Genomic DNA, 14,835 nt, shown 5'->3' on the forward strand with positions numbered 1-14,835 from the left:
AAATAATTAATATTGTGTATAAAAATACGTAATATCCATTTGCATAATACCTTTTTACAACTTATCATGTATATATAGGTAAGGAGGGTTCAGGATGGATGCAATTGATATTCTAACGAACTTGGATAACTTGCAAGCATATTTTCAACCTATTTTTAGTGCAGACGAGCATATAGTAGTCGCATACGAGGTTTCTGGAAAATTGCTGCATGATGATAAGCTAATAAACTTAAATGCGTTTGCTTTTGATGAAGAGGTGCCAGAGGAGTATAGAGTTGAGGTCGAACAAAGAATTCTTCATATTGCTTTAGGGGAGCTTGTAGACCAGCCAAAAAACTTTGATATATATCTTCCATGCAACGCCAATTTGCTAGTGCTAGATTATGGCGAAGGTTTTTTTGATATTATAAAACAATATATCCCCGAGGAAGAACTTTCTCGAATTGTTATAGTAATTTCCGAGCATAACTTTAAAGGGGATTTTCATCAGTTAAATAATATAGTACGTTACTTTAAAACCTATGGAATAAAAATAGCGATTAACCAATTAGGCTCAGAGAGTCATCTCGATTATATACAAATGCTAGCACCTAATATCCTTAAGGTAAATATAGAGCAGTTAAGCTATGAATCCTGGGGAGCACAGAATGACCTTTTTACATCACTTAGTTCATCGGCGCGTAAAATTGGAGCAAATATGCTTTTTGAGGGTATTGATACAGTTCACCAGCTTCAATTTGCCTGGAAAAATAGTGGCCGATACTATCAAGGGAAATATTTAGCTGAAGCAGGCACAGGGCTGATCCCACGAAATCAATTAAAGAAAAGCTTTAAGGATAGATGTCGTCAATTTATTGCAACAGAAAAACGGATATTAGAAGAGAATTACAAGGCATTGAAGGAATTACAAGTTAATCTAGAGAAAAAAGTTCAAGCTATTAAATCTTCTAGCGAGGAAGTAGAAGATTTATTGAAACTAGCTGAAGAGCTAAGTGAATACTCATTCCGTCTTTATATTTGTGACGAGGAAGGCTTCCAGACCTCGCCCAATATTGTTCGAATTGATTCGCATTGGGAGGTTGAAGAAGACGCCATTAACAAAAACTGGAGCTGGCGCCCATACTTTCTAAAAACAATTATTAAGATGAGAAATGATCAAAGTGGTGTGTTCTCTGATATTTATAGCGATATTCAAACAGGCGAAATGATAAGAACCTTCTCTGTACCAATCAACGAGAATGAATATATGTTTATTGATATTTCCTATGATTATTTATTTAAAAAGAATATCTTCAGATGAAGCCTACTAGTAGGTGAGGGTGCCTTACTATAACTAAAGAAAATCCATCTATCGAAATCTTACCTAAGGTTTCGATTTTTTGTGTATATTTATTGCCCAGATTAGAGCTATATTTTTCCGTTTCTTTCAAGGATATTAGGGAATAGTTACAATATGTCTGATTTTAAAAGGCGAATTATACATAAAAAGAAGGTGTTTTGACATGAATATACTTTGGGGAATTGGTGGAGTTATTGTTGTGATCGGGATTGCTTTTCTCCTTTCCAATGCTAAAAAGTCGATAAATTTACGAACCATACTGATTGGTTTAGTTATACAGATTGCATTTGCATTTATGGTATTGAAGTGGGATTTGGGACGCTGGGCATTACTAAAGCTTTCAGAAGGAGTTCAAAATTTAACTGGGTATGCCAATGAGGGGATATCTTTCTTATTTGGCTCATTGTCCGATGTGGATGAGTTTGGGAGCATCTTTGTTATACAGGTGTTAACTATCATCATTTTCTTCTCAGCTTTAATTTCAGTTTTGTATTACTTGGGCATCATGCAGTTCTTTATAAAGATTATTGGAGGAGGACTTTCCAAGCTTTTAGGGACTAGTAGGGCAGAGTCTGTATCTGCTGCAGCAAACATTTTTGTGGGACAAACAGAGGCTCCTCTAGTTGTTCGCCCCTTTATTGCAAAGATGACTAACTCAGAGCTTTTTGCTGTGATGACAGGCGGACTTGCATCGGTTTCAGGATCCATTTTAGTAGGATATTCTTTGTTAGGGGTGCCACTGGAATATTTGCTTGCCGCTAGCTTCATGGCTGCGCCAGCAGGTTTGATCATGGCTAAGCTAATGTTTCCTGAGACGGAGACTGTGGAAGACACCGATTTCAAGATGGAAAAAGATGATTCAAACGTCAATGTAATTGATGCTGCTGCAAGAGGTGCCGCAGACGGGATGAAACTTGCAGTCAATGTAGGAGCTATGTTATTGGCATTCATCGCCTTAATTGCTCTTTTGAATGGTTTAATTGGAGGGATTGGAGGACTCTTTGGCTATGGTGAGATAACGATAGAAGGGATATTAGGCTTTATATTCTCTCCATTGGCTTTTGTAATAGGAGTACCTTGGTCAGAAGCAGTGGCGGCGGGATCCTTCATTGGTCAAAAGCTAGTTTTGAATGAATTTGTTGCTTATAAGGCTTTTACCGATGATATGGGGAACCTTTCTGCTAAAACCAATCTTGTCGTAAGTTTTGCTCTATGTGGCTTTGCAAATTTAAGCTCAATGGCAATATTGTTAGGTGGATTAGGTTCCCTAGCTCCAAACCGGAGACCAGACATTGCAAGATTAGGGTTTAAGGCAGTTATTGCAGGAGCGCTTGCATCATTACTTAGTGCTGCAATAGCAGGAATGTTTTTATAAACAGTGATCTTCATAAAAGATGAAACGAGAATACTTTCTGTTGATGGATTGCAGCTACAGGCTCTGGCGAAAAGTGTGAGACAGATATGACATAACAAAACGTTCTACAAAAAAATAAAAATTATTTGTCGAATAATGAATTTACTACAACCTCCTATGGAACTAGCCATAGGAGGTTTTCTTTTTGGGATATACAATAGTAGCGCTATAGAGACTTTTGGTTTCAACATTTTCGTACATTTTCAAACATTTAACGACAAATTATTAGGAATAAAGTCGCATAAAATTCATTGACAAAGTTATTGTTTGTAAAGTAATATTCAACAAAAGCTTACTTGTAAACGCTTAACTAAAAGGGGGTATCCATATTGGATCCTATATTAGAGATAAAAAATGTCTCTTTACAATTTGGAGGGGTAAAGGCACTAGAAGATGTCAGCTACCATATTAACAAAGGAGAGATTTTTTCGTTAATAGGTCCAAATGGAGCTGGAAAAACTAGTATGCTGAATTGTATTAGTGGTCTCTATCAACCGACTGGTGGCTCCATTTTGTATAAAGGTCATGAAATCATAAATATGAAACCCTATAATCGCACAGCTTTAGGGATTGCTCGTGCATTCCAAAATATAGCGTTATTTGCCCATATGTCTGTGCTAGACAACCTAAAGCTTGGAAGACATACATTGATGAATTCCGGACCGATTAGCGGAGGAATGTATGTTGGAAAGGCTGCAAAAGAAGAAATTGCGCACAGACAGAAGGTAGAAGAAGTAATTGAATTTTTAGAGCTTCAAGATATCCGTCATACTCCTGTCGGTACGCTGCCTTACGGTTTACAGAAGAGAGTCGAGGTGGGAAGGGCACTTGCGTTAAACCCTGAACTTATCTTATTGGATGAACCAATGGCTGGGATGAACAAAGCGGAAAAAGATGAAATGTCACATTTTATAGTAGAGATGCATGAGACGATGAATATGACGGTAGTCTTGATCGAGCACGACTTAGGGGTTGTTATGAATTTATCGGAACATATAGCTGTATTAGATTTTGGTAGACTTATTGGTTTTGGAACCCCAGCAGAAATTCAAGAAAATCCAGCTGTTATAAAGGCCTATATTGGGGAAGAAGCCGTTATTTAGGAAGGGGAAATTAAAATGGATCACAAAACATTACCCACTCTTTTAGCGGAAAGGTCTGCTAATCATGAGCAAGAGGTTGCTCTCAGGCAAAAACAGCTAGGGATTTGGCATGAGGTTACTTGGGGGGAATACAGTAAAAAGGTAAATCAATTATCTATTGTATTATCTGAATATTTTGATTTTTATAAGGGGGAAAGGCTAGCAATTATAGCCGATAATCGGCAAGAATGGGTTTATACCCAACTTGCTGCACAAAGTTTAGGCGGTATAACGGTAGGGATCTATCCAGAATCATTACCTGAACAAATTGTTTTTTATCTAAATGACTGTAAGGCCAGAATCGTATTAGTTGATAATCAAGAGCAGGTAGATAAATTGTTGGGGATTGAAGAGCAAATACCATTAGTTGAGCAAATCATATTTTGTAACAAGCAAGGGATGAGGCATTATAAGCATCCAAAACTAGTAGACTTTGAGGATTTACTATCAGACGGCATATTATTGTTGCGAGATAAGGCAAAGTTCCTTGTTGATCCACCTGAAGAGGTTTTGGAAAATGACCCTGCAATTATTGCCTATAGTGCAGCAACATCAGGGATGCCAAAAGGTGTCATTTTAACGCATGCTAACCTAATTGATGCGGCTGAAGGTCTACTTACTATTGATAACGTGAAAACAAAGGAAGATTATTTTTCTTTTTTACCTTTCGCTTGGATTCATGAGCAAATTTTAGGGATAGTAACTCCTTTAATTAAAGGGATGGTTGTTAACTTCCCCGAACGCCCACATACAGTTTTAGGCGATCTTCGGGAAATAGGTCCACATACATTGCTGGCTCCACCTAGAGTTTATCAATCTATCATGTCTAGTTTTACGAACAGGATAGAGGGAGCAAGTAAGTTTAAAAAAACAATTTATAATTTTTTCAAGAAATTTGGGGACAAGGCTGCCCATGCAGAATTGAACAAAGAGCCAATCAATTTCGTAGACAAAGCAATGTATGTATTAGGAGATATTATTGTTTTTAGTGCCATTCGTGATCATTTAGGTTTAGCGAGAGTTAAAAGAGCTTATGTTGCAGGAGCTGCTTTGCATCCGGAAGCTTTTTACTTTTATCACAGTATTGGAGTAAATCTAAAACAAACCTATGGAGGGACTGAGGTTGCTGGTATAGCTTTTGTTCAAAGAGACAAAGACGTAAGAGCCGGAAGCTCAGGAAAAGCATTACCAAATACACTAGCTAAGATTGGAGAAGATGGAGCAGTATACATTAAAAATTCAGCTGTTGCTACAAATTATATAGGTGGAGAAAGTACGCATGATGGGGATGGATGGATTTCCTTAGGTGATTGTGGTCACTTGGAGGATGACGGACATCTTTACGTGCTAGATAGATTAGAGGATATTATTATTGCCGAAAATGGCCAAGTTATTTATCCGAGACTGATAGAAAACAAGTTAAAATCGAACCCTTACATTTTAGAGGCAGTTTGCTTTGGTCAAAATAAACCATATGTAACTGCAATGATCAATATGAACTGGAACAGTATGGGGAGATGGGCAGACAAACAAAGAATTGCTTACACAGATTATGGAGAGCTGGCTAAAAACAATCAAGTGATAGAGTTTTTGGAACAACAGGTGTCATTGTTAATGAAAGATTTACCTTCCTTTGCAGGGGTAGAGAAATTCACACTTTTACACAGACCATTTTCAACAGAAGAAGGAGAGCTCACCAGAACCTATAAAATAAGAAGAAATTTCATAGAAGATCGTTACAGAGTGTTGATTGACGGGATGTATACAGAAAGAGAAAGTATTTCTGTAGGGTCGAGTGAGATGGATAACGTAAGAGTGGTTCAACTAAATAGAGAGCAGGAGGTGACGTTATGACATTCTTTCTTCAAATGCTTGTCACGGGAGTGGTAGTAGGTAGTATCTATGGTCTAGTGGCATTAGGGTTTGTATTAATTTATCGGGCAAGTGGTGCACTAAATTTGGCAAATGGAGAGTTTGTTATTGTTGGCCCCTATATTTGTTTAGTTTTGATGACTGCTTACCGTATCCCTTTCTTTATTGCCTTGTTAATTACCCTTATATTCAGTGCCATTTTGGGGTTAATCGTGGAAAGATTAGTTATCCGCCCTATTCAAAATGCACCAGTAGTATCTGTTATTATGGCGACAATTGGACTTTCTAGCTTACTAGGGGGAGCCGTTCATATGATTTGGGGTCACCAAACAAGAATGTTTCCTAAAATATTCCCAACAACTCCTATAAATATATCAGGAATTATTATTAGTCCTGTATATCTTTGGTCTTTTGTAATTGTCATAACATTGCTCACCATATTCTTGTTGCTGTTCAAGTTTTCAAAAATGGGGATTGCTATGCGAGCAGTGGCAGATGATCGTCAGGCTGCGATGTCAATGGGGATCAGTGTGAAGTATGTTTATGCAGCAACTTGGACTATTGCTGCTGTTGTAGCAGCGGTAGGCGGGATATTGCTAGGGAATATCAACGGTTTAAGTCCTACGATGTCTGCAATTGGTTTGACAGTTCTGCCGGTCGTAATTTTAGGTGGATTGGATAGTGTTCTTGGAGCAATCGTAGGTGGATTTATAATTGGTATTCTCCAAAACATGGCAGGTGGATATATAGATCCATTTGTAGGAGGAGGCTTAAAGGAGGTTGTTCCATTCATAGTGGTTTTACTCATCTTAATGTTAAAACCATACGGACTATTTGGTAGTAGAACAATTGAGAGGGTGTGAACCTATGAGGAATCTGTTTGTTAGAGAAAGTGGTAATTATAAAATTTCTTATTTAGACGATGCAAAAATGTTTGGAACAACCTCTGGCAAGATTAAAGGTTTATTAATAGTAGCCATGGTCCTCTTGCTGCCATTAGTTACTACTAATTATTGGATTGGTCTTCTTACCCTCTGTTCTATTTCAGCGATTGGGGCAATCGGACTTAACATACTGACGGGTTTTACTGGGCAAATATCGATTGGAGTCGGCGCCTTTTTAGGTGTAGGTGGATATACATCAGCAATTCTAACTTCCACCTATGGATTAAGCTTCTGGATTTCTTTACCGTTGGCTGGAATCGTTACAGCTTTAATAGGGGGCTTGTTCGGTGTTCCTTCCCTGAGACTAAAGGGTTTGTACTTGGCTATTGCTACTTTAGCTGCGCAAGTTATCATTTTATTTGTCATTAGTCGATGGGATAGTTTAACAGGTGGTACTGCTGGAATGGTATTGAATCGTCCAAAGGTTGGAGACGTTTCTTTAACGAGTAATACACAATATTATTATTTATGTGTCATTATTTTGTTACTTACCGTCTTGTATGCTACTAATCTATTGAGAACAAGAACTGGAAGAGCCTTTTTGGCTGTCCGAGACAGAGATATAGCTGCACAAATAATGGGGATCAATCTATTTAAATATAAGGTAATGGCATTTGTTATAAGCTCGTTCTTTGTCGGTATATCTGGAGCTTTACTCGCACATTACACAATGATTGTGAGTCCAGAACTATACAACTTTCATGTATCTATCGAGTACCTAGCAATGATTTTGATAGGTGGCTTAGGAAGTGTATTTGGTTCTATTCTAGGAGCAGCTTTTATAACATTGTTACCTGTACTGCTAGGTTCCTTCGTTGATGTTTTGGCAGCTTTTATGCCAGACTTCTATCAGTTGTTTTCAGCTTTTAAGGATTTTGTTTTTGGAGCTGTCATTATTTTATTTTTAATCTTTGAACCAGGAGGACTCGCACATATTTGGCTCAATTTTAAGAAATACTTTAAGCTTTGGCCATTTTCTTATTAACTAGTTTTCGTTTTCTAATAGAAACAAGGGGAGTGTTGATGAAGTTGAGAAAAAATAAATTTATATACAAAATATTGGGGATTCTTTTCGTGTTATTACTAGGGGCTTGTTCAGAGGAAGGTACATCAGAAGGCAGTGATGGCTCGAGAAAAGTGGTTGTTGGTGGACTATATGATATTACTGGTGGTACGGGAGACGTTGGAACACCTTACGCAGAGGGAGAAAAAGCGTATTTCAAATATGCTAAAGATAAAGGAGAAATAGAAGGCGTAGATTTGGTTTTGAATGGGAAGGACTACGCTTATTCTATTCCAGAAGCCCAAAAGATTTACCAAGAGCTGCGAGATAAAGAAAAAGTTTCTGCTGTACTTGGCTGGGGAACGGGAGACACAGAGGCATTACGTCAGCAAGTGGCTAGCGATAAGCTTCCTTTTTTCTCTGCATCGTATTCTGAGAACCTAAAAAACTTAGAGGAGAGTCCTTATAACTTTTTGGTGGCTGCTTCATACTCCGATCAAGGGAGAACTGTATTAAAGTGGATTAAGGATAACCATAAAGGTTCTGATCCAACGGTAGCATTATTGTATAACGATACAGCGTTTGGGCGTTCTCCAATCGAGGATATTAAAGCGTACGCGGCTGAAATTGGTATTAAGGTTGTAGATGAACAAATTGTTGATGTGCAGGCTACCGAAGCACAATCTCAGTTGTTGAATATGGAGAAGAAAAATCCAGATTATGCAATTATCCAAGAAACTTGGGGCGCAACAGCTACAATTCTTAGAGATGCTAATACACTGAACATAGATACCCAATTTATAGGGTTAAACTGGGCCTCTGGTGAAGGAGTTATTACAATAGTAGGGGAAGATGTAGCGGAGGGCTATATTGGTATTCTATCTCATGCTTTACCATACGAGGATCAACCAGGAATGGCTGAGGTAGAGGAATATTTAAAAGGTGAGGGAAAAACACTAGAAGATATCAATCAGAAATTTATCCAAGGGTGGTCGGCTGCTAAAATTATGGTTGCTGGTATAGAAGAAGCGGCTAAAAAACATCCGGACGGCGATATTACAGGAGAAGAGATTAGATCAGGTCTTGAATCTTTAAATAACTTTGACCTTGGTGGACTTGGAGCACCGGTAAGCTTCAGTGCAGACAACCATACAGGCACGGAGCAGACTCGTCTAGGCATAGTGAAGGGCGGCAAATGGGAGCCTTTAACAGATTACTTTAGCTATAAGGACTAAAGTGGAAATGAGGAGCTGGCATGCTAAAGGTAAATAATGTAGAAGCAGTATACTCAAAAATTATTTTAGCTTTAAAGGGAACGACTCTTAATGTTCCGAATGGAGACATCGTAGCTCTTTTAGGCAGTAACGGTGCAGGGAAATCTACGACGCTTAAAGCGATTTCAGGTTTACTTTATGCGGAAGATGGACAGCTAACTGATGGAACGATTGAATTTGAAGGCAAGTCATTGAAGGGACTAACTACTGATGTGATTGTAAGGAAAGGCATTTTCTTATGCATGGAGGGTAGACGAGTTTTTAAGGACTTAACGGTTGAGGAGAATCTAACAGCTGGGGCATTCACTCGAAAGGACCGTTCTAATATAAAAAAAGATATAGAGAAAATCTATGGGTATTTTCCAAAGCTAAAACCTTTAGCTTCCCGTAAAGCGGGTTTCCTTTCGGGGGGAGAGCAGCAAATGCTCGCAATAGGAAGAGGAATCATGGCAAAGCCAAAGCTACTGCTATTAGATGAACCATCGTTAGGAATAGCACCCTTACTGGTCAAGGAAATATTTCAAAATATAAAACAGATAAATGAAGAGGAAGGTACTTCCATCTTAGTTGTAGAACAGAATGCCAATATTGCCCTCTCGATAGCTGACTACGGATATATAATGGAAAATGGTAGAGTAGTTTTACAGGGTGATGCTGCGAGTCTATTGTCAAACACAGAAGTTAAGGAACATTATTTAGGCATTGGCAAAGAAAAAGGTTATAGAGATAATAAAGGAGCTGGACGTAAACAGCGAATGGTTTGGTAAACTAGCTTACTATAAGGTTGGGACATTACTAGTCTCAATTAAAGACGTGAAATCAGAAACTTGATTTCACGTCTTTGCTTTTTTTAAAGGAAACTGATTTCGAATAAAAAATTCTCTATACTCGTTGATTGGCGAGGAAGTCAGGACTCCTATAAAAATATTTTAATAATATAGGCATTAAGTTCTATATTTTTAGTTTAAATTTAATGAAAAAAGGGAAAGTATTAATAGTTAAATTTATCTCTTTGATAAAAAAGATATAAAAATGATTATTTTTTGTTTATTATATAAACATATCTAAAATACTAGATTTATTTACAAAAAAAGGTGTTAATATAGATATTAATTAATCTATATTAAAGATTTATAGATTATTAAAAATGGAGGTACTTTATAGTGAGAGAGCAAACGAGATATTCTCGTCTAGCCCATATAACAAAGCTGATCAATACTAAGCTAGATCTTAGAGAGGTATTGGAGCAAGTCATCAAGGCTATATCTGAGGAAATTGTTCAATGTGATTCTGTAGGAATTTATTTGCCACAGCAGGATGGACAATTTAGGGGGTTCGTAGGGAAACCCGAATATATTAATGGTTTTACGTTAGATATGCATTTGATTGAGACGGAATATGACTTGCTTGCTAAAGAAGTAATAGAAACGCAAAAAACTATATATATACCAGATACATCAAAAGATACTAGACCAGACCCAAGGAATGTGAAAGCTTTCCAGATAAAATCTTTATTAGCTCTTCCTATCTCTTTTGAAAACGAGCTTTTTGGACTAGTTTTCTTGTTCGATTACGGTACGCCGATGAACCTGACGGAGGATGAAATTCAAACCGTAGAGGCCTATGTGAATATGGCTGGGGTTGCTATTCAAAATGCTACCAATCTTACTAGAAAAGAGAACCTAATAGCGGAGAAGCAATTACTTCTAGATCATACTCGAGAGCTATCTATGTGTTCAACCATGCAGGAAGTAATTGATCGGTGCTTCTTCTATGTGGGTAAAGTATTGGGCAACTATAATATTGGCGTTCATTTATTGGATCCTATGGCTGATAAGAATATAAAGCCAGCAAGTCTCAGTCAAAATAGTGATTGGACTGAAGAAGAATGGATAAGAACCCATGAAAACTTAGAAGTAGATGAAAATGATCTCGTAATTCAAGAAGTCATTCAGACTAAAAAAGCAATTATGATACCTAATGTTTTTGTAGATAATCGTCCCAATCACGATGCCTGTAGAACGTTTGGTATAAGGGGAATGTATCTGTGGCCATTAGTGACGATGGGGGAAGTACTAGGGGTAATTGCTGTAGTAAATTTAGATGACGAAGAAATAAACTATTCCGAGTCTGATATTCTTTTAGCGCAATCCATTGTGGACGCAACTGCAGCTAGTCTTTCTAATATGCTTTTTATGGACAAGCAGGAAACCATTATAGAAGAGAGAACCTCGGAAATCCGTGTAAAAAATACAGAGCTGGAAAGAGTTGTTCACGAGCTGCAGCATCTTAGTAATGAGAAAGAATTGATCTTAAACTCTGCAGGTGAAGGGATTTTTGGTATAGATTTGTGCGGGAGAATCACGTTTTGTAATCCAGCTAGTGAAAAGATGCTAGGTTATGAAAAGGGAGAGCTGATCGGTACGTTATCTTCTAGTGTTATTTGCGAAGAGACTGAACATTCATCCTTTGGAGAAACCGTGCAAATGTTTTGTAAGAAAGATAAAACAAATTTAGCTGTAGAATATGTTCTTTCCTCGATTGTAGAAGATGGGAATGTTATTGGGCAAGTTGTAACGTTCAAAGACATTACTGAAAGAAAGAAAATGGAGGAAGAGATTAGATACTTGGCTTATTACGATAGTTTGACAGATCTTCCAAACAGGGTCTTGTTAAATGATAAGTTAAAAAAAATACTAGAAGATAAGGAACAACAAGGAGCAATTTTATACTTAGACTTAGATCGCTTTAAATTAGTAAATGATAGTTTAGGACATAGCTATGGCGACTTGTTGCTTAGAGAAGTGGCAAACCGTCTTCAAATAGTAATCCCGACAGATGCGATTGCATCTCGACAAGGGGGAGACGAGTTTACTGTTGTTTTGCCTAATATTCAATCTAAAAAGGACGTGCTCGATGCTGTAGAGCAGATTTCCGATATATTCTCGCAACCTTTTTCATTAATGGGAAATGAAATTTATATTAAGACAAGCATAGGGATAAGCATGTTTCCTAAAGATGGCGTGGATGTGGAAGTACTGATAAAAAATGCAGACGCGGCCATGTACAAATCCAAGGAAAAATCAGGTACAGGCTATCACTTCTTTGAACAGGAGATGAATACCAGGTCATTAGAAAGCATTCAGCTAGAAAATGCTCTATATAAGGCGCTTGATCGGAACGAATTAGATGTATATTATCAGCCACAAATTGATAGTAGGACGAACGACATAATAGGAGTGGAAGCTCTTTTAAGATGGATACACCCAACAAAAGGGATGATTTCTCCTGCAGATTTTATACCAATTGCAGAGGATACAGGGCTAATTGTGCCGATTGGAGAATGGGTACTGGAGAATGCCTGTAAGCAGTTGAAAGAGTGGCATAAAGAAGGAAATGACTTTATGAGTGTCTCGGTAAACTTATCCAGCAGACAATTTGAAGAAAATGATTTAGTAGAAATGGTGCAGAAAGTTTTATCTGACATAGAGCTAGCTCCAGAATTCTTGCACTTAGAATTGACGGAAAATCAAATCATCAAAAATAAAGATTTGACCGTTGAAATGATGGAGCAACTTAAAGAGATTGGTGTAAAGATAGCGATAGATGATTTTGGAACAGGATATTCTTCGCTAGGCTATCTTAAAAACTTTCCAATTGATGCTTTGAAAATAGACAAATCGTTCATTCAAGATATTAGAGAAGATGATGATAGTAATTCAGCTATTACTAATACAATCATTACATTAGCAGAAAATCTCATGCTCAATGTAATCGCTGAAGGTGTCGAAACAAAGGAACAATTAGATTTTCTTTTGTCAAAGGGCTGCTATTTAATGCAAGGTTATTACTTTAGTGTTCCTTTAAAAGCGGGTGCATTGAAAGATAAATATTTAATTTAATAGGGGGAAATGGGATGAAAGCTGTTCGTTCTGTGTTGGAATATTTAAAGGGGATTGGAGTACAACACGTTTTTGGAATACCTGCAGGCTCTGTAAATGCATTTTTTGATGAATTATATGATATGCCGGAGATTACACCCATAATTACTAAGCATGAGGGTGCTGCCTCCTATATGGCTGCAGCCTATGCGAAATACTCGGATCAGCTGAGTGTATGTATTGGAAGTAGCGGTCCTGGAGGTACTAATTTAGTCACCGGTGCAGCTAATGCAATGAGAGAGCACTTACCAATTTTATTTTTAACGGGAGCTGTGCCAGTAAGTACAGAAGGCTTGAATGCATCGCAGGAGCTTGATGCGGATCCGATTTATCATTCTGTAACGAAGTATAGTGTAACAGTGAGAGACTCAAAGAATTTATTAAAGGAAATTATAAAGGCTACCAAAATAGCAGTTTCCGGTGTTCCTGGTCCAGTACATATAGCTATGCCTATTGATGTTCAACAAGGTCCGTGTGGTAACGAAGAGATTCCTACTATTTTGGTAAGGGAAGAAGTTATACCGAATCTCGACATGATTAAACAGGCAGCTAAAGAGTTAGTCGAAAGAAAAAGTGGTTATATATTTGTAGGTCAAGGGGTTAGAAATTCAGTCGACCTATTATTTGAATTGGCAGAGATGCTCGAGTGGCCGATTATGACAACGCCTGTCGCAAAGGGCTTTGTTCGTCAAGATCATCCATTGTCTGCAGGAGTTTTTGGATTTGCTGCTACAGAACAAGCTACAAGTCTTATAAATGACGGAGATGGAAAATCTCTATTAATCATCGGTTCTAGTCTTGGAGAAACAGCTACTAATAACTATAATGGTAGCCTGACTGATGGGCGCTTTACGGTTCAAATGGATTTTGATGAAACCGTCTTTAATCGCAAGTATCCGATCGATATTCCTATCCTGGGTGATATTCAATTGAGCCTTTCTGCATTAATAGAAGAGCTTAAAGCTCTTGGAATAACAAGGAAAGAAATGGCCTTTAATAGAAAAGATAATGTCCAAAGTCATGAAGATTATACTACTAAGAATGTGTTACTTCAGTTACAGTCGTACCTCCCTTCATCTACCCGATACACAATAGATATTGGAGAATTTATGGCTTACGTTATACATGACATGGATGTCCTTGAATACAGTACATTTGATATAAATGTCCATTTTGGAGCTATGGGTAGTGGTATAGGGTCTGCGATAGGAGCTAAGCTTGCTGAACCAGATCGTCCTACAGTAGCCATTACCGGTGATGGGTGTTTCTTTATGCATGGAATGGAAATATTGACTGCTAAGGAATACAATATTCCTGTGCTCTTTGTTGTGATGAACAATGCTCGCTTAGGCATGGTTTACCACGGGCACAATCTGCAATACAAAAGGGTTCATCCAACCTTTGCGCAAGAGCCGATTAACATTGCAGCGATGGCAGCAGCTATGAACATACCTAGTGTTCGTATAGAGGAAATGGGAGACTTGAATGAGGAAGTTATAAACAGTCTCCTGCAGATGAATGGCCCAGCTGTATTAGAGATTTCATTGGTAGATAATAGTATCCCTCCAATGGGCGATCGAGTTAAATTTCTATCATCCTTTGGAAAATAATTAATATAAAAGCTCCTATCTCAGTGTTTGCGAGATAGGAGTTTTTTATAATTTTATACGTTCAAGCAACGGAGCTTTTGTATTTTATAAAAGCTTTGTTAAAGTTATGGGTTGATTTTGACTAACAATTCTTTTTTATAGTGACTGTAATCATTAAAAAAGGAACTTTCAAATGGCTATTAAAACATAAATAGATTATGAAATTGGGGTTGGTGACAGTTTTAAGCTTTGTTTATGCGAGTAAATTTATTAGCGCTTTATCGATGCTAAAGCTGTTCCCATTTATTGATTGGAGC

At 37.6% G+C, this 14,835-nt stretch carries 10 protein-coding genes; all 10 read left to right on the forward strand.

Features of this window, described 5'->3' with window-relative positions; genetic code table 11:
* Positions 1–94 precede the first annotated feature (94 nt).
* The 10 genes from Q0371_RS14300 to Q0371_RS14345 all read left to right on the forward strand — a co-directional run bounded on the left by Q0371_RS14300 (position 95) and on the right by Q0371_RS14345 (position 14,539).
* Positions 95–1,300 carry an EAL-associated domain-containing protein gene (locus Q0371_RS14300; RefSeq protein ID WP_298472197.1) on the forward strand — a complete coding sequence of 402 codons (1,206 nt, stop codon included), beginning with the start codon at positions 95–97 and terminating at the stop codon, positions 1,298–1,300.
* 202 nt (positions 1,301–1,502) lie between these two features.
* On the forward strand, positions 1,503–2,714 hold the full coding sequence (locus tag Q0371_RS14305; protein ID WP_298472199.1) for a NupC/NupG family nucleoside CNT transporter: 1,212 nt from the start codon (positions 1,503–1,505) through the stop codon (positions 2,712–2,714).
* 368 nt (positions 2,715–3,082) lie between these two features.
* Positions 3,083–3,856, forward strand: coding sequence for an ABC transporter ATP-binding protein (locus tag Q0371_RS14310; RefSeq protein ID WP_298472201.1), 774 nt, complete (start codon positions 3,083–3,085; stop codon positions 3,854–3,856).
* A 15-nt stretch (positions 3,857–3,871) separates the two neighbouring features.
* On the forward strand, positions 3,872–5,749 hold the full coding sequence (locus Q0371_RS14315) for an AMP-binding protein (RefSeq protein ID WP_298472203.1): 1,878 nt from the start codon (positions 3,872–3,874) through the stop codon (positions 5,747–5,749).
* Positions 5,746–6,630, forward strand: coding sequence for a branched-chain amino acid ABC transporter permease (locus tag Q0371_RS14320; RefSeq protein WP_298472205.1), 885 nt, complete (start codon positions 5,746–5,748; stop codon positions 6,628–6,630). The genes Q0371_RS14315 and Q0371_RS14320 overlap by 4 nt, the downstream gene beginning before the upstream one ends.
* A 4-nt stretch (positions 6,631–6,634) precedes the next feature.
* A complete protein-coding gene (locus Q0371_RS14325) occupies positions 6,635–7,696 on the forward strand; it encodes a branched-chain amino acid ABC transporter permease (protein ID WP_298472206.1) in 1,062 nt (353 codons plus the stop codon).
* A gap of 38 nt (positions 7,697–7,734) precedes the next feature.
* Entirely contained in the window at positions 7,735–8,949 is a 1,215-nt protein-coding gene (locus Q0371_RS14330) for an ABC transporter substrate-binding protein (protein ID WP_298472207.1), read from the forward strand.
* A gap of 20 nt (positions 8,950–8,969) precedes the next feature.
* On the forward strand, positions 8,970–9,755 hold the full coding sequence (locus Q0371_RS14335) for an ABC transporter ATP-binding protein (RefSeq protein ID WP_298472209.1): 786 nt from the start codon (positions 8,970–8,972) through the stop codon (positions 9,753–9,755).
* 393 nt (positions 9,756–10,148) lie between these two features.
* Positions 10,149–12,890: an EAL domain-containing protein gene (locus Q0371_RS14340; RefSeq protein ID WP_298472214.1), complete on the forward strand. Its 2,742-nt coding sequence runs from the start codon at positions 10,149–10,151 to the stop codon at positions 12,888–12,890.
* 14 nt (positions 12,891–12,904) lie between these two features.
* Positions 12,905–14,539, forward strand: coding sequence for a thiamine pyrophosphate-binding protein (locus Q0371_RS14345; protein WP_298472210.1), 1,635 nt, complete (start codon positions 12,905–12,907; stop codon positions 14,537–14,539).
* Positions 14,540–14,835 lie beyond the last annotated feature (296 nt).

It is taken from the genome of uncultured Psychrobacillus sp. (assembly GCF_938022135.1).
Classification (GTDB): domain Bacteria; phylum Bacillota; class Bacilli; order Bacillales_A; family Planococcaceae; genus Psychrobacillus.

Bases quoted from the DNA above. Each gene is read 5' to 3' on its own strand.
- Q0371_RS14300 (WP_298472197.1), top strand. From the start codon at position 95: ATGGATGCAATTGATATTCTAACGAACTTGGATAACTTGCAAGCATAT.
- Q0371_RS14305 (WP_298472199.1), top strand. From the start codon at position 1,503: ATGAATATACTTTGGGGAATTGGTGGAGTTATTGTTGTGATCGGGATT.
- Q0371_RS14315 (WP_298472203.1), top strand. From the start codon at position 3,872: ATGGATCACAAAACATTACCCACTCTTTTAGCGGAAAGGTCTGCTAAT.
- Q0371_RS14320 (WP_298472205.1), top strand. From the start codon at position 5,746: ATGACATTCTTTCTTCAAATGCTTGTCACGGGAGTGGTAGTAGGTAGT.
- Q0371_RS14325 (WP_298472206.1), top strand. From the start codon at position 6,635: ATGAGGAATCTGTTTGTTAGAGAAAGTGGTAATTATAAAATTTCTTAT.
- Q0371_RS14330 (WP_298472207.1), top strand. From the start codon at position 7,735: ATGAAGTTGAGAAAAAATAAATTTATATACAAAATATTGGGGATTCTT.
- Q0371_RS14335 (WP_298472209.1), top strand. From the start codon at position 8,970: ATGCTAAAGGTAAATAATGTAGAAGCAGTATACTCAAAAATTATTTTA.
- Q0371_RS14345 (WP_298472210.1), top strand. From the start codon at position 12,905: ATGAAAGCTGTTCGTTCTGTGTTGGAATATTTAAAGGGGATTGGAGTA.